This window comes from Paenibacillus sp. BK033 (assembly GCF_004345425.1).
Classification (GTDB): Bacteria; Bacillota; Bacilli; order Paenibacillales; family Paenibacillaceae; genus Pristimantibacillus.
Genome location: NZ_SLVP01000011.1, coordinates 1 through 26,859, shown reverse-complemented (window position 1 = coordinate 26,859; position 26,859 = coordinate 1). Strand labels below are relative to the sequence as shown.

The 26,859-nt window shown below is 48.6% G+C and carries 24 protein-coding genes and 1 pseudogene; 19 read left to right on the top strand and 6 right to left on the bottom strand.

The features are described 5' to 3' along the window. The first annotated feature begins 346 nt into the window (after positions 1 to 346). The 8 genes from EV294_RS30550 to EV294_RS25930 all read left to right on the top strand — a co-directional run bounded on the left by EV294_RS30550 (position 347) and on the right by EV294_RS25930 (position 12,888). Complete coding sequence (locus tag EV294_RS30550) at positions 347 to 4,603, top strand: cellulase family glycosylhydrolase (protein ID WP_243711806.1); 4,257 nt, start codon at positions 347 to 349, stop codon at positions 4,601 to 4,603. Between the two features lie 216 nt (positions 4,604 to 4,819). Beyond that, positions 4,820 to 6,310 (top strand): alpha-L-fucosidase, encoded by a 1,491-nt coding sequence (locus tag EV294_RS25965; protein ID WP_243711802.1) that lies wholly within the window; start codon positions 4,820 to 4,822, stop codon positions 6,308 to 6,310. Positions 6,311 to 6,480: 170 nt separating this feature from the next. Beyond that, positions 6,481 to 6,795 (top strand): glycoside hydrolase family protein, encoded by a 315-nt coding sequence (locus EV294_RS25960; RefSeq protein ID WP_132312196.1) that lies wholly within the window; start codon positions 6,481 to 6,483, stop codon positions 6,793 to 6,795. A 288-nt stretch (positions 6,796 to 7,083) separates the two neighbouring features. Beyond that, positions 7,084 to 7,893 (top strand): polysaccharide deacetylase family protein, encoded by an 810-nt coding sequence (locus EV294_RS25955; RefSeq protein ID WP_132312194.1) that lies wholly within the window; start codon positions 7,084 to 7,086, stop codon positions 7,891 to 7,893. 362 nt (positions 7,894 to 8,255) lie between these two features. Then, positions 8,256 to 9,962: a glycoside hydrolase family 2 protein gene (locus EV294_RS25950; RefSeq protein WP_132312192.1), complete on the top strand. Its 1,707-nt coding sequence runs from the start codon at positions 8,256 to 8,258 to the stop codon at positions 9,960 to 9,962. Positions 9,963 to 10,432: 470 nt separating this feature from the next. Beyond that, a complete protein-coding gene (locus EV294_RS25940) occupies positions 10,433 to 11,458 on the top strand; it encodes a DJ-1/PfpI family protein (RefSeq protein WP_132312190.1) in 1,026 nt (341 codons plus the stop codon). A gap of 154 nt (positions 11,459 to 11,612) precedes the next feature. Beyond that, positions 11,613 to 12,392, top strand: coding sequence for a DJ-1/PfpI family protein (locus EV294_RS25935; protein ID WP_132312188.1), 780 nt, complete (start codon positions 11,613 to 11,615; stop codon positions 12,390 to 12,392). Positions 12,393 to 12,477: 85 nt separating this feature from the next. After that, positions 12,478 to 12,888: a VOC family protein gene (locus EV294_RS25930; RefSeq protein WP_132312186.1), complete on the top strand. Its 411-nt coding sequence runs from the start codon at positions 12,478 to 12,480 to the stop codon at positions 12,886 to 12,888. Between the two features lie 181 nt (positions 12,889 to 13,069). Here EV294_RS25930 and EV294_RS25925 read toward each other — a convergent pair whose 3' ends face one another. The 3 genes from EV294_RS25925 to EV294_RS25915 form a co-directional block, all read right to left on the bottom strand. Beyond that, on the bottom strand, positions 13,070 to 13,768 hold the full coding sequence (locus EV294_RS25925; RefSeq protein ID WP_207918199.1) for a hypothetical protein: 699 nt from the start codon (positions 13,766 to 13,768) through the stop codon (positions 13,070 to 13,072). Next, positions 13,765 to 14,016, bottom strand: a complete 252-nt coding sequence (locus EV294_RS25920) for a hypothetical protein (protein ID WP_207918198.1) — start codon at positions 14,014 to 14,016, stop codon at positions 13,765 to 13,767. Before EV294_RS25920 ends, EV294_RS25925 begins: the two co-directional genes overlap by 4 nt. Before the next feature lie 186 nt (positions 14,017 to 14,202). Next, positions 14,203 to 16,920 carry a winged helix-turn-helix domain-containing protein gene (locus EV294_RS25915; RefSeq protein ID WP_132312184.1) on the bottom strand — a complete coding sequence of 906 codons (2,718 nt, stop codon included), beginning with the start codon at positions 16,918 to 16,920 and terminating at the stop codon, positions 14,203 to 14,205. Between the two features lie 579 nt (positions 16,921 to 17,499). Between EV294_RS25915 and EV294_RS31015 the strand changes: the two genes are divergently transcribed. Then, positions 17,500 to 17,739, top strand: coding sequence for a transporter (locus EV294_RS31015; RefSeq protein WP_347813061.1), 240 nt, complete (start codon positions 17,500 to 17,502; stop codon positions 17,737 to 17,739). Between the two features lie 506 nt (positions 17,740 to 18,245). Here EV294_RS31015 and EV294_RS25905 read toward each other — a convergent pair. After that, positions 18,246 to 18,611, bottom strand: coding sequence for a MerR family transcriptional regulator (locus EV294_RS25905; protein ID WP_132312391.1), 366 nt, complete (start codon positions 18,609 to 18,611; stop codon positions 18,246 to 18,248). A gap of 128 nt (positions 18,612 to 18,739) precedes the next feature. Between EV294_RS25905 and EV294_RS25900 the strand changes: the two genes are divergently transcribed. Beyond that, positions 18,740 to 19,390, top strand: coding sequence for a nitroreductase family protein (locus tag EV294_RS25900; protein ID WP_132312180.1), 651 nt, complete (start codon positions 18,740 to 18,742; stop codon positions 19,388 to 19,390). A 294-nt stretch (positions 19,391 to 19,684) separates the two neighbouring features. Here the strand turns inward: EV294_RS25900 and EV294_RS25895 are convergent, their stop codons facing one another. Then, positions 19,685 to 20,068: a MerR family transcriptional regulator gene (locus tag EV294_RS25895; protein ID WP_132312178.1), complete on the bottom strand. Its 384-nt coding sequence runs from the start codon at positions 20,066 to 20,068 to the stop codon at positions 19,685 to 19,687. A 233-nt stretch (positions 20,069 to 20,301) separates the two neighbouring features. Here EV294_RS25895 and EV294_RS25890 point away from each other — a divergent pair. From EV294_RS25890 to EV294_RS25855, 8 genes and pseudogenes are all read left to right on the top strand, one after another. Then, positions 20,302 to 21,056 (top strand): annotated as a pseudogene (locus EV294_RS25890) (SDR family NAD(P)-dependent oxidoreductase). 573 nt (positions 21,057 to 21,629) lie between these two features. Beyond that, entirely contained in the window at positions 21,630 to 21,905 is a 276-nt protein-coding gene (locus tag EV294_RS25885; RefSeq protein WP_132312176.1) for a hypothetical protein, read from the top strand. A gap of 611 nt (positions 21,906 to 22,516) precedes the next feature. Next, positions 22,517 to 22,954 (top strand): Imm26 family immunity protein, encoded by a 438-nt coding sequence (locus tag EV294_RS25880; protein ID WP_132312174.1) that lies wholly within the window; start codon positions 22,517 to 22,519, stop codon positions 22,952 to 22,954. A 136-nt stretch (positions 22,955 to 23,090) separates the two neighbouring features. Further along, positions 23,091 to 23,564 carry a GNAT family N-acetyltransferase gene (locus tag EV294_RS25875; protein ID WP_132312172.1) on the top strand — a complete coding sequence of 158 codons (474 nt, stop codon included), beginning with the start codon at positions 23,091 to 23,093 and terminating at the stop codon, positions 23,562 to 23,564. A 62-nt stretch (positions 23,565 to 23,626) separates the two neighbouring features. After that, the gene (locus EV294_RS25870; RefSeq protein ID WP_132312170.1) at positions 23,627 to 23,920 is read left to right on the top strand and encodes a hypothetical protein; all 294 of its coding nucleotides are present in this window, start codon (positions 23,627 to 23,629) and stop codon (positions 23,918 to 23,920) included. A 39-nt stretch (positions 23,921 to 23,959) separates the two neighbouring features. Beyond that, on the top strand, positions 23,960 to 24,265 hold the full coding sequence (locus EV294_RS25865) for a DUF6678 family protein (protein WP_132312168.1): 306 nt from the start codon (positions 23,960 to 23,962) through the stop codon (positions 24,263 to 24,265). A 58-nt stretch (positions 24,266 to 24,323) separates the two neighbouring features. Continuing rightward, positions 24,324 to 24,599 carry a hypothetical protein gene (locus tag EV294_RS25860; protein ID WP_132312166.1) on the top strand — a complete coding sequence of 92 codons (276 nt, stop codon included), beginning with the start codon at positions 24,324 to 24,326 and terminating at the stop codon, positions 24,597 to 24,599. A 176-nt stretch (positions 24,600 to 24,775) separates the two neighbouring features. Beyond that, a complete protein-coding gene (locus EV294_RS25855; RefSeq protein WP_132312164.1) occupies positions 24,776 to 25,339 on the top strand; it encodes a histidine phosphatase family protein in 564 nt (187 codons plus the stop codon). A gap of 80 nt (positions 25,340 to 25,419) precedes the next feature. Here the strand turns inward: EV294_RS25855 and EV294_RS25850 are convergent, their stop codons facing one another. After that, the gene (locus EV294_RS25850; RefSeq protein ID WP_132312162.1) at positions 25,420 to 25,842 is read right to left on the bottom strand and encodes a DUF4275 family protein; all 423 of its coding nucleotides are present in this window, start codon (positions 25,840 to 25,842) and stop codon (positions 25,420 to 25,422) included. Between the two features lie 240 nt (positions 25,843 to 26,082). Here EV294_RS25850 and pgsA point away from each other — a divergent pair, with 240 nt between their 5' ends. Then, the gene (gene pgsA, locus EV294_RS25845) at positions 26,083 to 26,670 is read left to right on the top strand and encodes a CDP-diacylglycerol--glycerol-3-phosphate 3-phosphatidyltransferase (RefSeq protein ID WP_132312160.1); all 588 of its coding nucleotides are present in this window, start codon (positions 26,083 to 26,085) and stop codon (positions 26,668 to 26,670) included. Positions 26,671 to 26,859: the final 189 nt, after the last annotated feature.

The window sequence follows — 26,859 nt, the reverse complement described above, 5'->3', positions numbered from 1 at the left end:
GGCATGATGCACTCTACTATTACAAATTACGATTGGAATGCTTTTAACCTGACTAAATCATGCTACACCAATGTCCAAATAATCAAGGTTCAATATTCAACCTGTTGATAAAGTAGTTATGCAAGGAAACATGCGAGACGAGGAGGAGTGGTTATCGAAAATTGAAAACGTTTTCATGCATCGGCTTTCAACAAGGGCAAGTGGCATGAACGCAAGAAGAAAACGATTGAAGAAGGAGACAAGCTTGATGAAAACAAGGAAAAAGTCGCGTGGATTCACCAAACAAATCATATCCTTATGCAAGTCCGCTTCACTTCTGGTAACGGCCGCCGCGTTGACGGTAAGCATGAGTTCTTCGTTGACTACGGTCCCCGGCAAGGCATTCGCAGCGGATTCGATCGGAAGCGCAGCAACAGCTGTACAGTCGGACATCGTGCCGGTGAAATCGCAAGCCTATGATTGGGGCAGGGTGAAGATCGTCGGAGGCGGACTCATCCCGGGCATTATTTTCAACGAGAAGGAGAAGGATCTCATCTATGCCCGCACGGACATGGGGGGCGCGTATCGCTGGGACCCGACGACCAAGACGTGGATTCAGCTGCTGGAATGGGTGAGCAAGGAAGACTGGAACCTGTCTGGCGTGGAGAGTATAGCTACCGACCCTGTCGATCCGAACCGCGTGTACATAGCGGCCGGCACCTACTCGAACGATTGGGTGCAAACGAACGGTTACATCCTTCGTTCGCAGGACCGCGGGCAAACCTGGGAAAAGACGGAAATGCCGTTCAAGTTCGGCGGCAACATGCCCGGCCGGACCATGGGCGAACGTCTGGTTATCGACCCGAACGATAACCGGATCCTCTACTTGGGAGCCCGCAACGGAAACGGATTGTGGAAGAGCGAGGACTATGGAGCGACATGGCATAAGGTGAGCAGCTTCACTCCAGTCGGCGACGTGGAGGATGGCTACGGCGGCAAAGTCGGCCCCGTATGGGTCACCTTTGATCCTTCGACGGGCTCCGCAGGCCATGCGACGCAGACGATTTATGTCGGCTTGGCGGACAGGCAGACGAGCATTTACAAGTCGGTCGACGGCGGTGCTACCTGGGAACCGGTGGCGGGCCAGCCGAAGCAGGGATTCCTGCCCCACCACGGAACGCTGGGTTCCAATGGTATGCTGTATATAACGTACAACTCGGAGCTTGGACCGTTCGAAGGCGGCAAAAGCGGTTCGGTATGGAAGCTCGATACGAAGACAGGCGAGTGGACGGATATCAGCCCGGGCGGAGCCGGCGTTACGAGCAATCAGTACGGCGGCCTTGCCGTCGACGCTCAGCATCCTGATACACTGATGGTCGCGACGTTGAACAATTGGTGGCCGGATAACCAGATTTACCGCAGTACGGACGGCGGTCAAACATGGAAACCATTTTGGCAGTTCACCGCGTATCCGAAGCGCGACAACCGGTACACGATCGATTATTCGATCTCGCCATGGCTCGATTGGGGCGTTCAGCGCGATCCGGAGACCGATCCGGTCACCTCGCCAACGCTTGGCTGGGGAATAGGCGATCTGGAGATCGATCCGTTCAATTCCGACCGGATCATGTACGGCACCGGGGCGACGCTGTACGGCTCCGAGGACATGACCAATTTCGACAAGGGCGAGAAAATCCGGATCTCCGTCATGGCGAACGGGATTGAAGAGAACGGAATTTTGGGCTTGATCAGTCCTCCATCCGGGGCGCCGTTGATCAGCGCGATGGGCGATCTCGGAGGGTTCCGTCATGAAGACCTGAATACGTCGCCGCATACGCTCAGGAATCCTGATCTCACTGTCGGCACCGACCTGGACTACGCGGAGACGAATCCGAACTTGATCGTGCGAGTCGGCCATACCCTTTCAATGAACCCAGAGGACGCGCGGGCGGGCGTATCGACGGACAACGGCATCACCTGGACGCCGGCGGCAAATGCCTGGCAGGCGGAGAACGGCGACAGAACGGATGGAGGATCGGTTGCGGTCGGCGCGAACGGCCATACAATCGTATGGGCTCCGAAGCCGGATGGCAGCGCCGTTCGGCCGGTAAGCCTCTCTACCGACCTTGGCAAGACGTGGACGGCCTCAATAGGCATCCCTCAAGGCGCGAGCGTCTCTTCGGACCGCGTCAATCCGGACAAGTTTTACGGTTTCCTTGACGGGACGTTCTATGTCAGTACGGACGGCGGCGCCAACTTCTCGTCCGCGGCTTCCGGACTGCCGCAATATCTGAGTGGCAAGTTCAAGGCTGCTCCTACGGCCGAAGGCGATATCTGGCTTGCCAGCTCGGAAGGACTATTCCGCTCAACGGATTCAGGAGCGAGTTTTACGAAAGTAAACGGCGTCGACGAGGCTCTATCCGTCGGTTTCGGCAAAGAAGCGCCGGGCAAAACGTATAAAACAATCTATGCCGCTTTGAAAGTGAACGGCGGCAAGCTCGGGTTCTACCGTTCGGAGGACGAAGGCGCGAGCTGGATCCGCATGAATGACGATCAGCATCAATTCGCGAATGTAGAGGCGACGATTACGGGCGATGGACAAGTGTACGGCCGGGTTTATATCGGAACAAACGGTATGGGCATCGTGCGCGGCGATATTAAACAGGGTGCGGCGGTGCAAGGGCTCCATGTGAACGATTTGACGGTTGAGGCCGGCAAATCGGCTGCACTCGCTCCGGTATTCGACGGCGGCGCATCCAGCCGTCCGGTCGTCTGGTCATCGAGCGACGCATCCGTTGCGAGCGTCTCGGGAGACCAGGTAACCGGACTGAAGCCGGGGACGGCAGCGATTGCCGCGGTAAGCACGGACGGTCAATATGCCGCGACGGCAGTCGTCACCGTCAAGCCGGCAACCACGATGCGGGAAATCACAACAATGGAGCTTGTCAAGGAAATGGGAATCGGCATTAATTTGGGCAACACGTTTGAGTCCACAGGCGACTGGATTAACGACACCAGTGTTTCGAATTATGAAACGGCCTGGGGCAGTCCCATTATTACGAAGGAAATGATTAAAGGTTATGCAAACGAAGGCTTCGGCGTCCTTCGAATTCCCGTATCGTGGTCCAATATGATGGGCGAGGATTATGCGATCAATGCTGACTATCTGGCCCGGGTAAAAGAAGTTGTGGATTGGGCGCGGGATAGCGGTATGTATGTGATTCTGAATCTTCACTGGGACGGAGGCTGGTTTGAGAAGTTTCCGACAGAAAAAGAAGAGTCTATGCACAAATATACGCGCATATGGACGCAGCTGACGGAAGCTTTTAAAAACTATGACGATCATCTGATGTTCGAGTCTTTCAATGAAGAAGGCATATGGTTTGATTTATGGAACTTTTACAGCGGTCAAGACACTGTTGTCGACGGCAGAAAAAAAGCCTATGCGTTGCTGAATGAGATCAATCAGACCTTTGTAGATATTGTGCGCGGTTCCGGAGGCAACAATGAACGACGACATCTGTTGATTGGCGGGTATGGAACCGATTTTGAGAAAACCGTTGATGAACTCTTTAAGATGCCAAACGATCCTCAAAATCGCTGTGCTGTATCGGTCCATTATTACACTCCTTCCGTATTCGCCATTCTCGATGAAGACGCGAGCTGGGGAAAAGCGCGCACGGAATGGGGAACGGATGAAGACTTCGCTGAGCTAAACAGGCTTATGGATTTGGTGAAAACACGTTTCATCGACAAAGGCATCCCCGTTATCATGGGGGAGTTTGGCGTAGCTACAAAAAATAAGACGCAAGAAATGATACGGCTCTATCTTACGTCGGTGGCCAAGGCCGCATATTCTCGGGGAATTACCCCGGTTTTATGGGATATCACAAATGTATTTTACAACCGGGATAAAGCTGAAATGAATGATAAAGTACTCCTTGAGCAGCTAATGGCTGTCAAGAGTGCGACGGGGCAAACGCCTAATTCGGCCCCATCCGTCTCGATCACCTCGTATCAGGATGGACAGGCGATCAATCTGAACAGTCCGCAGCTTAACTGGACGTTCCTTGATGCCGACGATGCGGATGTTCAGGCTGCTTATCAGGTTCAAGCCTCCAGCAACGGTTGGGAGACGGTTGATGCGGACAGCGGCGAACTGGCGGGCGCATCCGGTTTATACACTTTGAATGGATTGGCGGACGGAGATTGGTCGATTAGGGTTCGTGCGATGGATAATCGTGGCGCTTGGTCGGATTGGGCGTATAGAAGCTTGATCATTGATAAGGTCTCTCCTAGGTTGAATGTTGTCCTGGATAAGGAAACCTTGTGGCCGGCCAACAACAAGCTGGTTAAAGTAACGGCGATTGTTGAAACGGGGGATGAGCTGTCTCAGGTGGAACTGCTGTCCATTACGCCGAGCGTAGCCGTCGACCGCTACGAATCCATGGTACAGGAAGCCGATTTCGGCACACTTGATACGGAATTTAAGCTGCTGGCCAAAAAAGCAATGGGTAATGAGCCTCTTGTCTATACGATTACTTATAGAGCAACAGATCAAGCAGGGAATGTAACGGAAGCATCTGCCACTGTTACGGTTCCCCATGATCAAGGGAAAAAATAACCTACATACCGGTGATATCCGATGGATTTTGAAGCCGTTTCGAATGAAAGCTGTTCGAACAGCGCCATCAAGTTTTGCGAATCTTGGCCGAACCAGAATGGAAGGGCTTCGATGGCTTAAAACTGAAACGCTATCTGGAAATTTACCAGAATGCGTACGACAAAATGGCAAAGTAACGGAGATCATGCCGAGACAACCAATTAGGAGGTTTTTCATTTGCTGAAGACAGAAATGGCTAAGGGTCCCTACGAACCAACCTTTGATTCATTGCGGACGTTCGAATGCCCGGACTGGTTCCGGGACGCCAAGCTTGGCATCTGGTCGCACTGGGGCGCTCAATCGGTCCCGATGTACGGAGACTGGTACGCGCGCAACCTTTACGTCGAAGGCTCGGAACAGTACCGCTATCACGTCCGGCACTACGGGCATCCGTCTCAATTTGGCTACAAAGACATCGTGCAGCTGTGGAAAGCCGAGAAGTTCGATCCCGAAGAGCTGATGGACTTGTACGCAGCGGCAGGAGCTAAATACTTCGTAGCGCAAGCGATGCACCACGACAACTTTTTCAATTACGACTCCAAGATCCATCGGTGGAATTCCGTGAACATGGGGCCTAAAAAGGATATCGTCGCGCTGTGGAAGCAGGCTGCAGTGAAACGGGGCCTTCCGTTTGGCCTTACCGAACACCTGGGCGCTACGTTCAGTTGGTTTCATTGGAACAAAGGACAGGACAAGGAAGGACCGTATAAAGGCGTTCCCTATGACGGCAATGATCCCGAGTACGAGGATCTGTACTTGCCAAACCGCGAGCATCATGACCCGGATAAGAAAATGTACGATCTGGACCCGTGGTATACGCCGAATCAATGGTGGCATCAGCGATGGTTCGACATCGTTAAGGAAGTCATCGACCTGTATCAACCGGACCTCCTGTACTCGGACGGCGTGCTGCCGTTTGTCAACACATGGGACAAACCGGATTTTAATCCCGATCATCCCGATTATCAGGCGGGGCTGCACGCAGTCGCGCACCTGTACAACACGAGCGCGTCGCTTAACGGCGGCGTAAACAGGGCGGTGTATAACCAGAAGGACCGCAAGAAAGAGATTTACAGCATCGGCGTGATGGATATCGAGCGCAGCCAAGAGCCGGATATCAAACCGGAACCGTGGCAGACGGACACCTGCCTGGGCGACTGGTTCTACAATGTAAGGTCCGTCTACAAGAAGCCAGGGCACGTCATCGAGATGTTTGTAGATATCATTGCCAAGAACGGCAATCTGCTGTTGAACATTCCGCAGAAGCCCGATGGCACGATCGACGATGAATGCAGGTACATCCTGAAGGAAATGGCGCGGTGGATTGAAGCCTGCGGGGAAGGTGTGTATGGAACCCGGCCGTTCCGCGTGTCGGGCGAAGGCGGCACTCGCGTCGTTATTGATCACTTTAAGGAAGACAAGGCGGAGTGGACCGCATCAGATTTCCGGTTCACGCAGAAAGGCAGCACGGTCTATGCGTTCCAGATGGGTGTGCCGAAAGACCGTCTTGCCGTAATCCGAACGTTCGGTTCGGAGGAGAAGGTGAAGAACGTGCGATTGCTCGGTGCCGGAGAAGTGCCGTTCCAGCAATCGTTCGGCGCGCTCGTCGTTTCGCTGCCGGAGTCGCTGCCGACGGAATACGTCAACTGCCTTGCAATTGAAATTTAAATATAGGCTTGAATGGAGAAAAGAGCAAAGAATATGTTTGCTCTTTTTCTTTTTGACCAAGATTGAGTTCAAATAGCATCGGGATACGCTGGTCCGGTGATAACCGAAAGAGGCCACGAAGGACCAAATGTGTTTCGCTTAAAAGGGTATTATTGGCTTATCATTGACGAATGGAGAGGGCAAGTGTTTTCCGTTCCGATGATCTTACGACATGGGAACGGAACGGTATCATTCTCGACCAGCCTGGCAAACGTTCGGATGACGGGACGATTGGCCTTCATGCGGATGTGGTCGTGCAAGGAGAAGAAGGATATGTCTTTTATTTTACTCATCCTGGCCGTGTGAATGGGCATCATGAAGATTCGAACAGCTATGAATTGCGCCGCTCGTCCATTCAGGTTGCCAAGCTGGAGGTTGTGGACGGAGTATTGATCTGCGACCGCGACAAGGAGTTCGAGTTGAATCTTGGAGCGGATGATCGATAAGATTTGAGGGAACCTCCTCTAAACCCGATTCCGGAATAGATGGAGGTCTATATCATGCTACTTTTTGTCCTTTAAATACAGGTTTTAGTGTTATAACATCGACTATAATCCCTATTGGAGGAGAAAGTCAGTCAGCACGGGGAAAATGCGGGTTTAATATGGACGCCGATTGAAACTCTTATTTTAAGCTCATTGAAGCACGATTCTGGTATTTTTCGAGGCAGCGGCCCACAATTTGTTATAAAGAAAGCTGTAAAAGATTAAGAATCGATTTTAGGAGGAGTCATAATGGGAAACGTAAGCATTCGATTCGACCGGTTTCCGGGAGGGCTACGCAAGGCGGTCGTGTTTAGTTTTGACGATGGCCGCGAGCAAGACAGGAGACTGGTACAGGCTTTTAACCGATACGGGCTCAAAGGAACGTTCCATCTGAATTCCGGCAAATTCGGCCAGGAAGGATACATCAATGCCGAAGAAGTAGCGGACTTATATCGCGGCCACGAGATTTCGGCCCATTCCGTCACTCACCCGTTCCTGGAGCAGTCTCCGGATGAACAGATCGCGGAGGAACTGATCGCGGACCGCCGAAATTTGGAAGCGATTGCGGGATACCCTGTACGCGGCATGAGCTATCCGTTCGGCACCTACAATGACCGCGTCGTGCACGCGCTGCCGGTGCTCGGCATCGAATATGCCCGCACCGTCCAGAGCCACGGCGGCTTCCACATGCCGGATGATCCGCTGAGATGGCATCCGACCTGCCACCACAAGGACATGGTCGGGAAGGCGGAACAGCTACTATCGTCCAATCCATATTTTAGTCGGATGGAGCTATTGTTCATTTGGGGTCACAGCTACGAGTTTGACAACGATGACAACTGGGAGCTGGTAGACAAGACGGGTGAGCTGCTCGGCGGCGAGGAGTCGGTCTGGAAAGCGACGATGACGGACATTGTATCCTATCAGAATGCGCTCAAAGCGCTCCGTTTCTCGGTTGATAGAAGCTTGGTGCATAATCCGAACGCCCTTGAGGTTTGGGTTAGCGCAGACGGAGAAGTCGTCCGTATTGCGGCAGGCGAAACGAAAAGGCTGCGATAGCAAGCGATTGATTAAACCGGTGATACTACGCTATGAAGGTTGACGCTCAAAGGTGGAGTACCCGCTCTGCAGCCCGCATCACCGTGATGCAATAGATTGACATTCAGCCTTCGCAAGCGTGATGCCAGGTGCCAATCGATGCCCCGCATTTCGGTCATTGCTTGGGCACTCCGTTATTGGATCGGAACAAACCGGCTGTAACGTTTCATTCGTATGGGAAGGGCAATGTATACTATATGGGTATTATTGCCGAGGAAAGTTTAAGAGCCTTCTGAAAGAGATGAGCGTCGGTCCCGATGCAAGCTTGGACCTCTATGCGGTTGAAATCGTCGAGTTAGATGAAGAGTTTGGAGGAGTCCCCATTGCTGAGACTGTTTAGAACGAATGAAATACGCGACGTGCAAGAGCTGGAAGGCGATTGGGATTTTCAACCGATTAACGGGATTGAGGGGTTACCGTCCCGTTACGAATATCGAATGCCCGTGCCCGGCTGTTGGGAGATGCACCCGCAGTTTGCGACCTATCGGGGGAAGGCCGTATACCGGCGAACTATAGAAATATCGCAGAAAGGCTCAATTCGGCTTGTTTTCAAAGGCGCGAGCCATACAGCTGACGTTTTTTTTGACGGAATTCCGGCAGGGCACCATTATAATGCGTATACGCCGTTTGCCGTCGTCATTCCGGATGTCGAACCGGGAACGCATGAAGTTGCAGTGATCGTGGACAATTCATTCGGCGAATCGTCCGCGCTCCATGTTCCGAACGATTATTATACCTATGGAGGTTTAATCCGACCTGCGGCAATTGAGCTGCTGCAAGACTTGTTCATCGAACGAATCGTCTTTACGCCGATTCGTTCGGCTGAAGGTTGGCAGGGTGCGATTCGCCTCTATGTACGGAATATCGGACAACGAGCCCGTCGCGCACGGCTGCGGCTCAGTCTGGCAGGCAGGGACATTGCCGCAGGCGAGGCTGGCGTGAAGCCGGGCGAAACCGTCGAGATTTCGATTACGGAATCGTTCCCTGGCGTTACTCCGTGGTCGGCGGGTGACCCCAAGCTCTATTTGCTGAAGGCGCGTCTGTATATAGAAGGACGGGAAGCTCCCGTGGATGATTTGATCGAGCGGGTCGGCTTTCGAACGGTGACAACGGAGAATGGCCGCATCCAAATAAACGGCGGGGACGTTGTTCTGAAGGGCTTCAACCGGCATGAGGATCATGCGCTGGCAGGAGCCGCCATTCCTTATCCTCTCATGGTGAACGACATCGAACTGATGCTGGATATGGGTGCCAATACCGTACGGACCAGCCACTATCCGAACGACGAACGGTTTCTTGATTTGTGCGATGAGCGGGGCTTGTTCGTATGGGAAGAAAATCATGCGCGCGGCCTTAGCCTGGAGCAAATGAAGCATCCTTTGTTCGCCAAGCAGTGCGAGGATTGCAACCGGGAGATGGTGGAGACTCATTACAACCATCCTGGCATCATCATCTGGGCGATACTGAACGAATGCGCAAGCGATACGCCGGAAGGACGGGAGATGTATCGGACGCAGCTCGAGCAAATCCGGGCGATGGATTCGTCAAGGCCGCTAAGCTTTGCTTCGCATCACCGCGATCGCGAGCTTTGCTTCGATCTTGCGGATATCGTCTCGTTCAACTTGTATCCGCTCTGGTACGAGGACGAGGATCCTCTGGAGCTTGTCAAGCAGGCGAGACTTTGGGCGGACCAAGCCGGAGGACTTGGGAAGCCGATGATCATGAGCGAATTCGGGGCCGACGGCTATTACGGCTACCGGGATCCGAGTCGGGTGAAAGGAACGGAGGAGCGCCAGGCCGATATCATCGAGCGCAATTTGGCGGCTTATACGTCCGTCCAGTTCTTATCCGGCATGCTGATCTGGCAATTTTGCGATTGCAGGGTAACGGAAGGAACAGGATGGCTGCTAACCCGCGCTGGAACGCAGAACAGCAAGGGAATCGTCGACCGGTACCGCAGACCGAAGCTCGCTTATTCCGTTGTAAAGAAATATTTTGCAGAACGGCAGCTGCGCTCCGCAAGGGAGTAAAGTTGGAATCCAGAAGTAAGCGTGGTTAAGGGCTTTCGATAACCTTAGGTGGGCTATTGATCGAAGTCCTGATCTGATCGAGCCTTACGCTGCGTTTGCGAAACAAGTCATTGGCATGATTATGGAATAGTCGTCACTCAGCGTACAACGATAGGAAAATCCCGATTAAGAACCTTGTTATTTCAAGGTTCTTTTTTTAGTTTGTACGTAATTTCATGTTGAGCAATTTTTGAGCCAGTTAAGTTGGTAAATAAAGTGCAGACAGACAAGACTTCTTTAACGGAGGATAAATAACCTTTTCCCCTATCTTTTCACGTATTCCGCAAGTATTAGAGCAGCCTGCCGTTTTGTGATTAATTGTTTATAGTTTTGTGACTTTTTCGCCGCTTCTTTTGAGATACTCCTTTGTTATGCTTTCAAAGTGATAAAGATCACATGCTTCGCTGAAACGATTCAAGGAGGATGAATCAATGTTATCGGTTCAAATCGTGCTTTTTGACGGCTTCGATCTGCTCGATGCCCTTGCACCCTACGAGGTATTTTGTGTTGCTGAGATGATAACGGAAAACGCGTTAAGCGTAGAGCTCGTTACCGCCGAGGAGCCAAGATCCGTGCCTAGCGGCACGAACGGGTTAAAAATCGAGGCCGGCGGCCGATTGGATCCGGGGCGCCCGGGCATTATTCTCGTGCCCGGAGCATCCGGTCCCGTCGAAGGAGACGGCCCCGATTCGGTTCCGTCCATTTTGGGACGGACCGTCCATACGACGTTGCCCGGCATGCTCGGAAAGGCGCTGGAACAAAAAGACGTCGTCGTCGCAACAGTATGCGGCGGGTCCCTGGTGCTGGCAATGGCGGGGCTGCTTGAGGGCAGACCGGCGGTAACGAATCATCTGGGCATGGAATTACTGGGTGCAACCGGGGCGGTTCCTATCCCGGCGCGCGTCGTGGATGACGGCAATCTGGTTACCGGCGGCGGCGTCACGTCGGGACTCGATGCGGCACTCTATCTGGTTGAGCGCGAGTTTGGACCGCGCATCGCGTACGAAATCGAGCAGTTGTTCGAATATGAGCGGAGGGGAACCGTCTGGCGGGCGACGGGGATGGCGCCAATACCACTAACGGGCGGCAAGCCGCGGAAAGCGGAGAAGCAAGCGGCGATCGAAGATGGCGCCACGACTGGCAAGACTCAGCAAGAATTCGCATTTGATGGAGATTGGGATACGACGATTGCTACGCCGGTCGGGAAGCTGCAGGTTAGGCTATCCATTGTTACATACCACGGCGTCGTCCACGGCAAGGCCATACAAGGGAACGAAACGGTTGATTTTGTGGATCCGGTTCTACAGGGCGACAAGCTAGCCTGGCTGCTGAAAATCACAAAGCCGATGCGCTTAAATCTGAAATTCGAAGTGGCTGTCGACGGTGATCGCATGACCGGGGTCGCGAAGGCCGGAATGCTGCCGGCATCCAAATTAACAGGCATAAGAATCCCATGAAGTGACCGGTAACATGGTATAGCTACTGCTGATCATTCCGAAAATTTTCATTAGAACGGTCGGCAGACCCCGCTTTGTTTAAACAATCCGATGAGTGCTTTTGACTTCATACCGTTTGCATGTCTAATCGAAATGAAAGGATTTGGTGTTAACAATGAAAAAGATGCTTGGATTGCTCTTGTCGCTGACACTCGTTCTCGCTCTGGTTGCTCCTGGAGCAAGCGCAAAAACTAAAAAGGATCAGGATGCGGACAAGGACCAAAACGTTCATGTTCAAATCGTACTGTTTAACGGCTTCGATCTGCTTGACGCATTGGGTCCTTATGAAGTATTCACTGCCGCAGGCATGTACTCGAATGGAGCGATTACCGTAGAATTGGTATCCGCAGAAGGCAAACGCTCTGTCCCGAGCGGCTTGAACGGACCTTCCCTCACGGCGGAGGCGAAGCTTGATCCGAATCGTTCTGGCATCATTTTGGTCCCTGGAGCGGCTGGCAAACCGGCGGGAAATTCGGAGGATGCCATTCCGAAGATACTTGGAAAGGCTGCGAATTCACGATTAACCGAATTGATGCATCAGGCGTTTCGCAATAAGGAGGTGACTGTGGCTACCGTATGCGGAGGCTCATTGCTGCTTGCCATGAAAGGGCTGCTCAAGGACAGGTATGCGGTTACCAATGAGTTGGGCATGAATGCGTTAAAGGCACTCGGCGCCAATCCGGTTGATGCGAGAATCGTGGAGGATAATCCCCGTCTTGTGAGCGGAGGCGGCGTAACTTCCGGACTCGATATAGCCTTGTATTTGGTCGAGCGCGAGTTAGGTCCGCAAATCGCGAAGGAAATCGAAAATTTATTCGAGTACGAGCGAAGAGGCACGGTGTGGAAGGCGGAAGGCATGAAGCCGGTCGACTTTAATCCCGGCTTGATAAAATAACTACTAATTATGACAGAAGTTGTCACTATTAGTGGTTACACTATCAGAGAAAGATCAATCCTAAAGGTTGAAGGAGCTGTTAACTATGGAAGTGCAACTGACCCCGTATATTATGCTGGACGGAGACGCTCGTGAGGCAATCGCCTTTTACGAGCAAGCGTTGGAAGCCAAGGTGGTATTCAAGCAGACCTTCGGCGAAGCTGGACAAGCGGTGTCGGAGCAGGCGAGGGACCGAGTGGCTCATGCCGTCCTGAAGATCGGAGGAGCGGTTCTGTTTGTCGCCGATACGGCCACCGGGGTCCGGTTCGCGCAGGGCAAGCAAGTAAACATCTGCATCACCATCGCCGATAAGGAGCAAGCCCAGAAGTATTATGAGGCGCTGAAAGAGGGCGGACAGGTCGATCACCCCCTGCAGGAGGTCTACTTCAGTCCCGCGTACGGGATGGTAACCGACAAATTCGGCGTCACCTTCCAGATTTTCACGCAGAGGGCGTAATGGCGGGTTCGCCTTTAGGAGAACAATAGCTTAATGTAACATCGAAAGGGGGTATCCCATAAGTCGTTAAAATGACGGTGGGACCCCCCTTTTTTATATGGACCAAACAGCCAGCCTTCGCATCAAATGTTCTTCCGATCGCCGAATGAAGCTCAGAAAAATCAGGCCGGATATGAGGAGCTTAGCCGGGGACTCTTTTGCCGGCGCTTTGAAGATCTGGGACACCTTCCTTCCTCTCCTTGGACAAGGATCGCCAGAGGGAATAACCCAGCCAAGCCTGGGCCAGCCCAACAGGCACCGCCAAAAACCGATCGTACGGATGATGGACCAGCGAAGACAAAGGAAGAGGCAGAATCGTTCCTAAGGCAAGCAAACCGGCCGCCCAGCGCGACAGGATGCGGGCGCGGAATGATGCGATGCCAAATAACAGGCCGCCGAGCAAGTACAGGATGCCCGTCAACATGTAAGTCGTTTCAAGGGCTCCGAGGTACTCGCCGGAAGATCCCCCGGCGATCGCCAAGATGCTCTCCTCAAGCTTTGGAGACTCGGTTACGAGCGTCGGAGAAATAAGGGCTTCGACGAATTGAAAAGCCATCGTAAGCGCATAGAAGAGGCTTAACGTGAAATAGCCGATCAGACCAAGCCAGCCGGTCTCTGCCGCTTGCCTGGCGTAGATCCCCGTCAGGCCGAGCAGGCCGAGGAAGCACATGGCTATGCCCAATAAGTGAACGAGGACCCACCGATCGGTGTTGACGGATGAAAGAATGTCCAGCGGATGGATCGTTTGAATGACGACAAACAGGATCCCTGACAACATAGCGGCTACGCCGGCGAAGCGGAAAAGACGCGAAATTACTGTAATTTTACTCTCTTTGTTCATGGGTTCGTCTCCTTCTTTTTTTGAATGACCGATACTAATGCAAGGCCGAGATCCCGTATTTTTCTCAGCATGCCATGCAAGGCGGCCTGGTCGGCCACCGGGCCGTAAAGGACGGTCGTTCCGTCGCTCCCGTGCGTAAGGCTCATCCCTTCGAACCAATAAGCCCATCTGGCATCCAAGTGCCCCTTAATGCAAATCTCGTAAAATCCGTCGTGTCGGCTTTCCATTGACCCTTGCGTCTCACTCATTATTCACCACCTGCATCTCCCTCCTGCGTTTTCGATTCCTGTCTACGCGTGTTCTTGCTAGATCCAATGATAATTGTTCATGTAGGGAGACCGCATCACCACATGTGGTGATTGATGTGGCGAAATTTTATTGGGAAACGCAAAGAAGCCCCGGTTATTTTGCCAGGGCGGGGGGATGCGCTTACGTTATAACAAATCGAGTTCCTCGGACCGTCGGACGGCTGCGCGGCGGTTGTTCACCCCGAGCTTGTCGTAAATGTTTTTGGTGTGGGTTCGCAGGGTGTTCAGGGAAACTATCAGCTCGCGGGCAATATCCGGTCCGCTTAGTTCGGTTCTTAGCAACCGAAGTACGTCGCGTTCACGTTCGCTTAGCGGTTCACGCAGCGAATGGTTTGCAGCCGGTTTGGTCCGGCTAAAGGCTGCCAGGAGCCTGCGAACAAATTCCTTGGGGTTGAGTCCTTGTTTCGAGGCGGCTCCCAGCAGAACCTCCATAGGTTGGCCTTCGTCTACGAAAATACGGAAGTAGCCCTCCGGTTCAGCCAAAGTCAAGGCGCGTTCCAGCGGCCCAAGCGCAGCAGGCGTGTCTCCTTTCATTTGATGCGCAAGAGCCGTCACGATCATGATTTCGATCGCGCTTCCCGTCCTTTCGCCTTCTTCCGCCGCTTGACGGAGGCGCTCAAGAAGTCCCATGGCCTCATGTAAAAAGCTGTATTCCCGATTGCTTCGAAAACGGGCAAGAAGCAATCTGGCTAAAGTGATATGCTCGAATTCGCGCAGGTAACTCAGTTCGTCCCGGGCGGTCAGGCCATGTGCGCGTGCCCATTCGAGCGCTTCGCGCAGTTTCCCCTGCGCGATCAGCACCTTTGTTTTCATCGCCTCCACAGGACGCACATTCGGGAAAAGATCACCGACATAAAAGCGCTCCGCATCGTCGAGGAGGTCGAGCGCGCTTTGCAAGTCTCCTTGCGCCTCGCATACTCGAGCCATCGCGACGTGCCAGCGATACCGGTATTGCGGAAATCCGGTATGCTCGCCTTGTTCCTCGCTTTTCAGCAGAAGCTGCATGGCGGTCTCCAGATCGTTGCGCTCGCGATGGATTTCGCCCATCCCCACGTACATGTCCGCCGTTCCCCGCATGACAGGATCACCATGCTCGATCGAAAGCTGCAATCCCCGCTCGTATAGGCTCATCGCCTGACGGAGACGGCCTTGAACGATTCGGATATCGGCAAGGGCGTTCGTGCCCCCGATCGCGTCGGAGATGTACCCGCCTTGCTGCACGTCGGCCATGCCATCAGCGAACAGACGATAAGCTTCATCGAGGCTCCCGCTTGTCCAGGAGGTGAGTCCAAGGAGAGCGGATGCCGCTCCGCGCTTGAGATAGGCATCTTTCGGCATGAGGCTCAGCACCAGTCGGGCGTACTTCATTGCATCGATTAAATTGCCCGTCATGAGGGCAAGCGCTGACCGATACATTGCGATCGTTCCAGGGAGACGGCGATATTCGGCTTCGTCTACGAAAACCTTCTCAGCCGAAGACGAGTGGACATCCGGTCGTTCGTTCAAGTCTGCCGTCGGCTCCAGCCCGCTTTCGGCGTCCCGAATCCGTTCTTCTACACCCTCCGGCTTGCCGAGGGTCAGCAGCGCCCCAGCATACACAACGCTGAGCACGGGCCGACGGCGAACCAACTCGTCAGGCAGCGCCTTTAGCCAACGTAGCATCGTAGCTTCTTGTCGAAGCTTGGCCATCGTCGGGCAGGCCAGCTCGATCAGGTCCGCCGCTCGCGTGAAATCCTTTGCTGCGAGAGCATGGCGGATCGCATCGTCCGCGGAGCCGTTCCGCTCGTACCAAATGCTTGCACGACGATGCAATGAAGCGATTTGATCGGGCTGATCCGCCTTCAAATGAGCGTAGAGAACATCCGCGAAGAGGTGATGGTAGCGATACCACTGGCGTCTGTCGTCCAGCGGAACGATAAAGAAATTGCCCTTCTCCAAATCGGACAACCGTACGTTGCCTTCCGCCTGGCCGGTGACGGCTTCGCACAGTGGGCCATGCAAACGGTCGAGAATGGATGTCTGCAGCAAAAATCTTCGGATGGGCTCCGGCTGGCGCTGCAGAACCTCTTCGGCCAAGTAGTCCACAATGTACCGATTGTCTCCGGAAAATGCCCGAACGAACCCGGGAATGTCCTCGCGGCCTTGCATCGAGAGAGCCGCCAGCTGGAGTCCCGCAATCCAGCCTTCGGTCCGGGATTCCAGGGCAGCCATTTCGTCGGCCGTTAGATCCAGCCCTGTCGCTTGATGAAGGAAAGCCGCAGCTTCTTTGGAAGTAAATCGAAGATCGCTGTCGCGCAGCTCGGTCAAATGTCCTCTTGCGCGCAATTTGCCCAGGGGCAGCTGCGGGTTTTCGCGAGTGGCGATAACCAGGTGCATTTGCGGAGGGAGGTGCTCGAGCAGGAAGAGGAGGGCATCGTCGATCTGTTCCGAATCGATGAGATGGTAATCGTCCAGGACAAGAACGATTTTGAACTGGAAAGTCGAGATTTCATTAAGCAGAACCGTGAGAATCGATTCGATTTGCGGGGACTGAGACGATTCGAAAGCGGTGAACACGCTGTTTCCGACGCTCTCCGCAATAGACTGCACGGCAGCGATGAGATGAAGGAAGAAGCGCGTGGAGTCATTGTCCCTTTCGTCCAGCGACAGCCAAGCGACTGCCCGATCGCAATCGACGGCCCATTGGCCGACCAGCGTTGTTTTGCCGAAACCGGCGGAGGCGGAAACGAGGGTCAGCTTGCGTTCCAGCCCCTCGTTCAGCCGCTCGATCAGACGCGGGCGGAAGACAACTTTCGTTCTGGGCACGGGGATATAAAGCTTGCTTGCTAAAACCGGAATATTCATAGATTGTCCCGTCCGATGTCATTATTTTTTTCATTAATATCATAACTTCAACGTCAGTTTTTTACCATATGTTCATTCCCTCGCTGCACCGTACATTCTATATAAGTACTCCAAGATCTCTTCCGGCGGGTACTCGCGAACGTCCCGCTGGAGCAACGTGACGTTACCTAATGGGGGCTATCTCTTGAAGCGAATAGGACTAAGAGTTTTAGACTTGTTTTCGGTCATCTTTATCGGAAACCTTATTCAAAACGCGATATTTAAACCGGATTTGAAAGTTAGTACAGCCTTTTTAGTCGCATTTCGTGCCTCAAGATTTTTTTATTGGAACTCGCCCAGGCGCCCTCTCCGCGAATGCATATGATGATTATGCCTATTCATTAAAAGGAGCGATCACATATGGGTTTTTTTCCAACGCCGGGAACCGGCGGAGGGTTTCCGGGATTTCCGGGCGGTCCTGGCGTGCCGGGAGGACCGGGAGGACCGGGGTTTCCAGGTGGGTTTCCAGGTGGATTTCCAGGTGGGTTTCCGGGGACTCCGGGGTTTCCAGGGGGTGCACCAGGAGGAGTTCAAGCGCCCATGGCTCCTCCACCGCAATTCGTACCGCAAATGCCGTTTACCACATTTGCCGTCGACCCTGGCGGGATCAGAGGCTGCTTGTTCCGCAACACATACATTTGGCTGAACAACGGCGGGCAATTCTGGTTCTTCCCGGTATTCGTCGGGCGTAATTCTGTTGCAGGGTTCAGATGGTTCGGCTTCTTCTGGGCGTACTTCGGCATCGATTTGAATCAGATTCGCTCGTTTACGTGCTTCTAAGGCAAATAGCGAAAGAGAACAGCCGGCGGGCTGTTCTCTTTGTCATGACACACCAATAACAAAGTGATACGGTAAAATCAAAATCTTGATGTATATCTGCTAAAGATGATAATGAAGCGTGAAATGAGAATGAAATTAAGTAAACCTTTAATTGGGTTTGTAACCGCAGTTTCGCTACTATTCTCTATCAGCGTTCATGCAGATAGTTACATAAGGCTTAAAGGGAAGTTGTAGATGGGTGAAATCACAGGTCGGCTGTAACAAAAGCACTCGGCGACGATTACCAAAGACGGTAAGAAGCTTACAGCGAAAGTCGGCAAAGAAGCTCTCCTGTTTGATGGAAGAACTTATATTCGTATACGCCTTCGGTGCGAAGCGTTCGCAGCGGCGAGTCCTTCTTAATTCTGCTGCAAGAGTAGCCCTGTTCTGTGGCAGAGTTGCAAATCCCCCCCAGTCTACTGGGCCCTTTTACTCCACGAATGAGCGTTCGTTTGAAATATTTAAAATCAGTATTTTCCGAACCCGTCTTCACATGTAACATCTGATTCGAGAATATCATAAAGACTTTGTTTGGAATTCTCTAATTTTAGTTGAGCCTCTTCGATTTCGGACACTTTATTTCTAATAATGCGGGTTAGCTCCTCTTTTGTTATTCCATGTAATGAGATCATTGATTTTATATCATGAATCGAAAAACCAACAGCCAAACATTGTTTAACAACTTCAATATATGGGATGACTCCTGCAGCATACTTCCGATAATTATTCTGATCTCTAAGTATATAATCCTCAGTAATAATGCCGATTTTCTCATAGTAACGGATAGTAGATATAGGAAGCTCAGCAGCTTTTGCTACCTCACTAATCTTCATATTAATCACCTCGAATTTCCTCTCTTGCTATAAAGTATACTTCATAGTTTACACTCGTCAAAGTGAAGGTAAGTGGTAGGTACCGCAACTTCAAAAATCTTATAAAGATAAAAAGGAGAGGAATTCACATGAAAAATTACACTGGGAAATTCCATCAAACAAACGATTTCAACGAAATCGTTTTTGGTCGCCGTGCTGTTAAAGCCTACGATCCTGAAGTGAAGATCAGCAGGGAGGAAATGAGCGAAATTTTGTCGGAAGCTACCCGCGCCCCCTCAGCCATTAATATGCAGCCTTGGCGTTTCCTTGTCATCGACAGCAAAGAAGGTAAAGAAACACTTGCTCCGCTAGCCTCCTTCAACCGGACGCAAGCTTTGACTTCATCGGCTGTTATCGCGGTATTTTATGATAAAAACAACATTGCATATATGGACGAAATTATCGGCAAATCCGTTGAACTAGGCTATATGCCTCAGGACATTGCGGATATGCAAATCGAGCAATCAAAGGAATATTATGCCAGCCTGAGTGAATCCGGTCTTCATAGTATGAATCTGATTGACTCAAGCCTCGTTTCGATGCAGCTTATGCTCGTGGCCCGTGCCCACGGGTATGACACCAACCCGATGGCCGGTTATGAGAAGGATCAAATTGCCGAAGCGTTTGGTTTGGATAAAAACCGTTTCCAACCGGTCATGTTAATCTCGATAGGGAAAGCAGCAAAAGAAGGTTATCCTTCCTATCGATTACCATTAGAGACGGTTACAACATGGGCATAATTGAGAATATTCCCGCAGTGTCTATGGCGGGGTTATAGAACGATACGTAACGAAAAGGGGGGTTTGCTTCTGGAAGGCAAAAGCCCCCTCTGCCGTATTGGCAGAAGGAGCATGTTCAGGACGTTTAAGACTCAGCTTTTGTTCTTTCCGCCAGCTTAGTAATCGATTCAATATCTTGAACGCCGCGATCTTTTTTCCATCCGCGTCAGATGATGAGACAATCGACTTTTATAAGAATCGATACGCGGAACCCTATCATAAGCAGGACGAAACTTGCAGGGGCTCGGTATGAAATCAAATTTTTATGGTAGTTCGGTCAATCTGAGACTCTAACACATCATATAGAGCAAGTTTATAGTTTATTTTATCCAAGTTGAAGTATAGTGCCCTTATGCTCTTCTCAATTTCTTTTTTATGATGAAGCATCATCATTTTTCGTTCCGAAATCGTCGAGTCCCCTTCTTTATACAAGTATACATACTTCTGAATTTGAGCGATCGGCATTCCTGTGGCTCGAAGCGCAGTAACAAAGGATATCCAGCTTAAATCTTCTTCGTCATACAGCCGCTTCCCGTTTTCATTTCTTTTCACATGTGGAAGCAGCCCCTCCTTTTCGTAATATCGAAGGGTTGGAGCCGTTATTCCCGTCAATACAGTAACTTCTCTTATAGTCAACATAAATTAACCTTCACCGCTTTCTGTTAAAGTTTACTTTAAACAAATTTTGACGATACGAATTTTAGACTTTTCAGGTTATACGATAAAGAGAGGGAAATGGAATTAAAAACAACGGTTTTTTCTGTTCAAATAAGCACTTAATATTATATTCAAAATATCCTTGACTTCAAGTAAACTTTACCTTTTATGATATCAATGTAATTCAAGATGATTTCTGAAAGGATGAAGTTACAATGACAAATATCTCAATCGTCACTGGCGGCAGCCGTGGACTTGGTCGCAATACGGCCATCAGTATTGCTCGTCATGGGGGCGATGTCATCCTAACCTATCGAAGCCAAGCAGAAGAAGCCAATTCAGTCGTTGCCGAGATCGAAGCTTTGGGCGTAAAGCGGTTTCTCTACAACTCGATGTTGGAAATACTTCCAGCTTTGCTGCCTTTGCCGAGACTGTCCGTTCGACTCTGCAGTCAACTTGGAATCGCACTACATTCGATCATTTGGTGAATAATGCCGGCCACGGAGAAATGACCAACTTTACCGAAACTACAGAAGCTCAGTTCGACGGCCTGTTTAATGTGCATGTTAAGGGCGTGTTTTTCTTGACTCAAGCCCTTCTGCCACTACTTGCAGATGGCGGCCGCATTGTGAACTTTTCATCGGGTCTCACCCGTGTCTCTTATCCGGGCTTCTCCGCTTACTCCGCTGCAAAGGGGGCAGTCGAGATTTTAACCATCTATATGGCCAAAGAGCTTGGTCACCGCGGTATCACCGCTAATACAATTGCGCCAGGCGCAATTGAAACGGACTTTCTAGGCGGTGCTGTACGCGACACGCCTGCTTACAAAGACGCCTTTGCCGCAATGGTTGCATTGGGTCGAGTCGGCGTACCCGACGACATTGGTCCCGCAGTCGCCGGCTTACTCGGTTCCGATAATCGCTGGGTTAACGCACAGAGAATCGAGGTCTCGGGCGGTCAGAATATCTGATCGCTAGTAATAGTCGATAAAAATGATTTTTTTAGTTGTCAGAGGCCGCTGCATGGAAATGCAGCGGCCTCATTAAAGTCTAAAACAAACCAAACATAAGGCCCGCAAGCCTGACGGGTGTTCAGGGTCCCGAGGGACCAAGGTGTGCGGACGGAACCCTGGAACGATCGGGCCGCGAGGACCTGCCGGCTCGCAGGGACTACCAACTAACTTAGAAGTGCTCTGGCTGTCAGAAACGTCTAAACATTTGTGTCATCGTTTATGAACCGCCGATTCTGGAGTACAACGACATAATAATCCCGATTTAGAACCTTGATAAATCAAGGTTCTTTTTCATTTGTAGGTATTTTCTTGTCGTTTTTTTTAGACGTGAATATCCCTTTATACTGCACTAACGACAAAAGAGTCACCAAAATAAAGTGTAACAGCTTAGACTTCATTAAGCTAAAGGGCAGGTTAGTTCCAATAAGTTCCAATAAGTCGTATACACCTAATATGGTACTATAGCGTTGAGAAATCATATTACATAACCGAAATTTTGGTCAGTATATGTATACTAAGTGAGGGATAAGTTTGAATTCACCATTTATATTTGTAACGGATGAAAATGCTTTAAAGTTATGTTTAGATATTTCTAAAAAAATGATTGAAGCTTTTAGTATTACTTATGACGAATCCATTTATAGGATTAATCGGCATTGGTCTCATTTAGATGAAATTAATGAGGAGAGTATCATATTTCATGAAAATGCCGAGTTTTGGGCATATGACATTTATTATGGAATTTCCTCTGGTTGGTGGAATAGAATTGGAGATAAGACTCTTCGTCCAGTTCCTATTGAAGATTAATAAAATAATTTTAGAGGTCCATAACATTCGTTATGGACGACGGCAGCTTATCATATGATGAGCTGCCGTTTTCTCAACTAACGGGCAGAATATTTCCAAAATGTGGTATTATCAGAAGTGCTGGTTGATTAATTAACGCGAGTGATTTAGAAGAACAGCAATACATCCTGATAGCGGAGGACCATATGGATAGACTTTATTTATTGTTAATCGGTCTGATAATTCTTCTCTTAACTGTTCCGTTTTTTCTAATATTTTGTTTCAAATTATTCATGTTCATTAATAAAAGGAGACGATTCCCCAAATATTCTTTTATTGCTTCTTTGACCGGAATTATTGCGCTTTTTTTAATCTTTGTGTATTCTCAATACTTTTTTACATTTGATAAACTTCAGGGGGAATTATTAGAAGGTCCTGTGATTTCAAACAATGATAAATATATAGCTAATGCTTACTATGAGACTTATGAATGAAATTCGTCGAAGTGAATAGCTTCACGAATGATGAAGAATGATCCCAATTATAATGGGACTATCCGTTACGTTAACGGGCAGGATAACGTGGTAAATGTAAGTTATAATGGTGGTATCTAGTTATTAACGGGGGTTACTATGTCAACAAAACGGAGACGAAGAATCAAACTTGGTGATGTATACGCAATACCACTACCAGATGGAAAATTCGCTTTTGGAAGAAGGTTTAAGGATGCCTCAATAGCGATTTATAAACATATCGGAGAAACTATTGCGGATATCCCCTTGAGCGAAGATTATCGATTTGTAGTAGGGATTTACGATTATGTACTAAAGTCCGAAGAATGGCCAGTCGTAGATAATCGCCCATTTAAAAATGACGAAGAAGCCTGGCCTCCACCTTATTGTGTAATAGATAGTTTGAGTGGCAGTTATTCTATTTATCACAAAGGAGAGATATCTCCTTCAGATAAAGTGAACTGTGAAGGTCTCGAGATAGCCGCTGTGTGGGCAGAAAACCATATTATTGATCGAATTATGGGTGATGATAAGTGGCATAAACACTTTGGCGTTTAACTGGTCCAATCGGCTGAACTTCATTCATTTATTTGAATGCACTTGTTTTCTAAGGCTTAATAGAGCAATATTCGTTAACCTAACGAAGAACGTTAGTTGAAGAAAAACAGCAGATGTAATGAATGCGAGGTTCGATATGAACATAAAACTTGAGGTTGCTGTTGAAAAGGATGCTGAATTAATTCTCGATATTCAAGTAAGAGCATTTCTTCCGTTATTGGAAAAATATCAAGATTTTGAAACTAATCCTGCAAATGAAACCATTGAACGAGTTGTAAAGAGAATTATTAATCCTCAAGGTCAAGTCTATAAAATAATAGCTGATGGCGTTCTTGTAGGAGCAATTTGTGTAGTTCGAAAAGAAGATGGGGTTATGTTTTGGATAGGCCCTATGTTTATACTGCCCGAGGAACAAGGAAAAGGAGTGGCTCAAAAAGCAGTTACACTTCTCATGGAAATGTTTCCGGAAGTCAATTCCTGGGGACTAGCTACGCTATTAGAAGAAGAACGTAATTGTTATTTGTATGAGAAGATGGGATTCACCAAGACAGGTGATCAGAAAGCATTAAATGATAAAGCAACACTCGTTTTCTACAATAGAATTTGTTGAAGTTCTTTAAACTATCGGGAGACAATAGCCTCATTAATATACGTAGGGAAAGCTGGTGAAATATGAGTGTATCAAGTGAAAGTCGAAAAGGGGATAGAATTTATGTGATTGAAGGATTTATTTCAAATGTAGTTACTGATGATGATGGCGAACTTGAATTGACCAGATCAGATGAACTCGCTATTGGCGATACAGTAGTTTACTTAGACTGGAGCCTCGATACAGTTGGAGATAATCTAGAGATCTTTATTCATTACGTTGATAATAAAGGTCAAGAGTTAAAGGCAAGAGAAAACTATTTCGTTATTGAAGATGTCTGGAATAATCTCAGAACTTATTTTACCAATTTGAATTAAGCTAACGGAAAACGAAAGTTAATAAAGAAGGTGATCTAATTGATTCCGTTAATGAACGATACGAAGTGGGACGAGATTAGAGAGGCTATGCTTGACTCCGATAGAACGATTCGTTGGAGAACAAAAGATAATGAGAACGGTTATATTGCCCACTGGGATGCAGACTGGTTCTACCATTTCCGTCAAGGTCGTTACAAAACCATTGAATGGTTGGAAATTAGTTTGACAGAAGAAAATATTGCATACGTGATGACTAAACTAAAAGAAATTCATGTCCCAGGAGAGGTCGATGGGAACGTGGCTAGAGTTTATGGATATAAAGAGGGATTCGTGAATTATATCTGATTAAACCTCTTAGTCCATTTTCTTCAGCCAGTAATGTCTTTAAAGTGAGGTTTAAAAGATGGCAATCTGTTTGAACTTCGAGTTAATTACAGTAAGAGGAACTATTGCAGAATATCGATTTGGAGAATGCCTAAAGGAACTTGATGGGGTGTTTGAAATTGACCTATCTAGTTTGATAAACTGCGATATTTCAATGGAAACCTCCATCTCCGAAGTGGTCGTACTGAAGAATAAGAAACAGTCACAAGCAGCAGCAAATAGAGTGTTTGATAAGATACATAGATATTTCCTTGAGCATAAAGAGTATCCTAGAAAAGGCGATTACTATGCGTAGTTGAATACACACCTTGGTGAGGCTGCCGATATATTTGGCAGCTTTACATGTTAAAGGGCGGTCATTCTTATTTCCATAAATGTAATAAATGGCACCTCTCAAAATTACTGATTACATCTATGATATAGAACACTCTATACTTAAGAGAATCGGTTTTAAAGTTAGGGGGCAGATAGATGGAGTTTTTATTTATTCGACATGGTCACGGAGAACACCTCAAAGATTACCCCAATCGGTTGAACACTTTACACCCTAGTCTGACAGAATATGGCGAGTTTCAGGTGACACAACTACGAGAGAAAATAAAAATTAACCCTGATGATTTGATGCTTGTAAGTCCAACTAAACGTACAATTGAAACAGCATCTATATTACACAATAGTTTAGACTTCATTATTTCCCCTTTTGTTGGCCCAAGAATGTTCCCTCAAAATCCGGAGTCCCTTTTTCTATCTTGTGATCAGATCCTTTCTAAAAATGAAATTACAAACTTATATGGAGATGTTCAAATTCTTGATTTTGATTTGGACTGTTGGAAAGAAGGTATAAATAGGATCGACCAAGATGTTTTCGAGGGATATGCAAAGCAATTATTAGATTGGATCCCACAAATTTATAAGAGAATATTTATTATCTCGCATGATGGTACCATAACGAATTATCGGATATTGCTTGGGGAAAAAGGATTAACAAGAAATGATTTTCTCGGTGAGGCAGGAGTCTACAGGATGGTAATATAGACATTTTATCTTTAAGCTATCGGGGAACGATAGCTCAACAAAACCTCAGCCGGCAAGAACGACCGACTGAGGTTTTTATGCTAAATAGCGAGGCGACTGAAATAAGGCCCAAGCCAGTCCTTCTCATGCGTAACAACATAAGTCCAGCTAAAATCCACCGAAACGATATATATATCTGATTGATCATGCAAATCTTCGATGGTTAGGTTGTCTGCGTTCTCAAGACGTAGTGCGTAATCCGAATGTTGGTAAAATAGAAAACAAGGACCTTTAGGTTCTTGTATGAATGCTTGCACTGCCGCTTCCTTTTCGAGACATTCTTTCCGACTATAGCTGAATAGATGCCATAGATAGCCACCTTCATCATTAAGAAAGATATCTTCCTTATCTTTTTCGCTTAGATGAGATGCAAAATGAATTTCCCATTGTGAGCGCAGATAACCACCCCATATCGGAATCTCTAGCACTGGCATTTTTTTCTTTAGGCGTTCTGAAATGACCATATTCACTCATCCTCCGTAAATCACTATCCTTGGAATTATAACATTAACTAAACCTACGTGTTAAACTAACGGGGAACGATAGTTCAACGCATCTTGGAGCAGTTTGCCGGCGGCAGCTGCTCCATTATTTCGTTACGAACGGGCAGGATAGTTCCAACAACCCATTCTATTTTATGGATGTTAAACTGTGTAAATATGGTAATATAAAGACATTAAACAAACTTGGAGGGTGATGAATAATTGAACCTCGCTAATAAAATTACAATCGTAAGAATTGGGATGATTCCGCTTTTTCTCCTCGCCTTTCAACAATATCCATCGTGGATAGCAGAGCACATAGAGTTTTTGAATTACATAAATCACTATGGTTTGTATTGGGCAGTTGGAATTTTTGTTATTGCATCAGCTACAGACAAATTAGATGGATACATTGCTCGTAAGTATAATCAAATAACTAATTTGGGAAAGTTGTTGGACCCACTCGCCGATAAGCTTTTAGTTTCAGCAGCTTTAATTATGATGGTTCAGCAAAAAATGATTCCTTCTTGGATTGCAGTTGTAATTATAGGTCGTGAAGTAATGGTATCTGGAATCCGCGTCCTGGCTGCTGCGAAGGGCACTGCACTTGCAGCAGATAAACATGGAAAACTAAAATTAGTTCTCCAAGTAGTCGCAATCACCGCAGTATTATTAGGTAATTACCCATTCTCGTATTTCACGAAGTTTCCGATCGACCTGACTATTATGATTTTGGCTGTTGCTTTGACTGCATATTCCGGTTATAAATACATGAAAAATAATTATCGTGAACTACAACTGGAGCAATAATAATTTATTGCGCTAACGGGAGACATTAGTTCAAAACACAACGACAGCAGCCGCGCACATTAAGTACGGTTGCTTTTTTGTTGAACTAAAGGGCAGGATAGTTCCAATATGTGGTATTATTGAAATAAACTTTTGGTGGTGTTTTATGGACGATTTGTACAAGATAATTCACGATCCAAATAAAGATAT

Excerpts from the sequence above, each read along its gene's own strand:
- EV294_RS30550 (WP_243711806.1), top strand. The coding sequence starts at position 347 with ATGAGTTCTTCGTTGACTACGGTCCCCGGCAAGGCATTCGCAGCGGAT.
- EV294_RS25960 (WP_132312196.1), top strand. The coding sequence starts at position 6,481 with ATGGAGAGGGCAAGTGTTTTCCGTTCCGATGATCTTACGACATGGGAA.
- EV294_RS25955 (WP_132312194.1), top strand. The coding sequence starts at position 7,084 with ATGGGAAACGTAAGCATTCGATTCGACCGGTTTCCGGGAGGGCTACGC.
- EV294_RS25940 (WP_132312190.1), top strand. The coding sequence starts at position 10,433 with ATGTTATCGGTTCAAATCGTGCTTTTTGACGGCTTCGATCTGCTCGAT.
- EV294_RS25935 (WP_132312188.1), top strand. The coding sequence starts at position 11,613 with ATGAAAAAGATGCTTGGATTGCTCTTGTCGCTGACACTCGTTCTCGCT.
- EV294_RS25930 (WP_132312186.1), top strand. The coding sequence starts at position 12,478 with ATGGAAGTGCAACTGACCCCGTATATTATGCTGGACGGAGACGCTCGT.
- EV294_RS25925 (WP_207918199.1), bottom strand. The coding sequence starts at position 13,768 with ATGAACAAAGAGAGTAAAATTACAGTAATTTCGCGTCTTTTCCGCTTC.
- EV294_RS25920 (WP_207918198.1), bottom strand. The coding sequence starts at position 14,016 with ATGAGTGAGACGCAAGGGTCAATGGAAAGCCGACACGACGGATTTTAC.
- EV294_RS25915 (WP_132312184.1), bottom strand. The coding sequence starts at position 16,920 with ATGAATATTCCGGTTTTAGCAAGCAAGCTTTATATCCCCGTGCCCAGA.
- EV294_RS31015 (WP_347813061.1), top strand. The coding sequence starts at position 17,500 with ATGGCTCCTCCACCGCAATTCGTACCGCAAATGCCGTTTACCACATTT.
- EV294_RS25905 (WP_132312391.1), bottom strand. The coding sequence starts at position 18,611 with ATGAAGATTAGTGAGGTAGCAAAAGCTGCTGAGCTTCCTATATCTACT.
- EV294_RS25900 (WP_132312180.1), top strand. The coding sequence starts at position 18,740 with ATGAAAAATTACACTGGGAAATTCCATCAAACAAACGATTTCAACGAA.
- EV294_RS25895 (WP_132312178.1), bottom strand. The coding sequence starts at position 20,068 with ATGTTGACTATAAGAGAAGTTACTGTATTGACGGGAATAACGGCTCCA.
- EV294_RS25880 (WP_132312174.1), top strand. The coding sequence starts at position 22,517 with ATGTCAACAAAACGGAGACGAAGAATCAAACTTGGTGATGTATACGCA.
- EV294_RS25875 (WP_132312172.1), top strand. The coding sequence starts at position 23,091 with ATGAACATAAAACTTGAGGTTGCTGTTGAAAAGGATGCTGAATTAATT.
- EV294_RS25870 (WP_132312170.1), top strand. The coding sequence starts at position 23,627 with ATGAGTGTATCAAGTGAAAGTCGAAAAGGGGATAGAATTTATGTGATT.
- EV294_RS25860 (WP_132312166.1), top strand. The coding sequence starts at position 24,324 with ATGGCAATCTGTTTGAACTTCGAGTTAATTACAGTAAGAGGAACTATT.
- EV294_RS25855 (WP_132312164.1), top strand. The coding sequence starts at position 24,776 with ATGGAGTTTTTATTTATTCGACATGGTCACGGAGAACACCTCAAAGAT.
- EV294_RS25850 (WP_132312162.1), bottom strand. The coding sequence starts at position 25,842 with ATGGTCATTTCAGAACGCCTAAAGAAAAAAATGCCAGTGCTAGAGATT.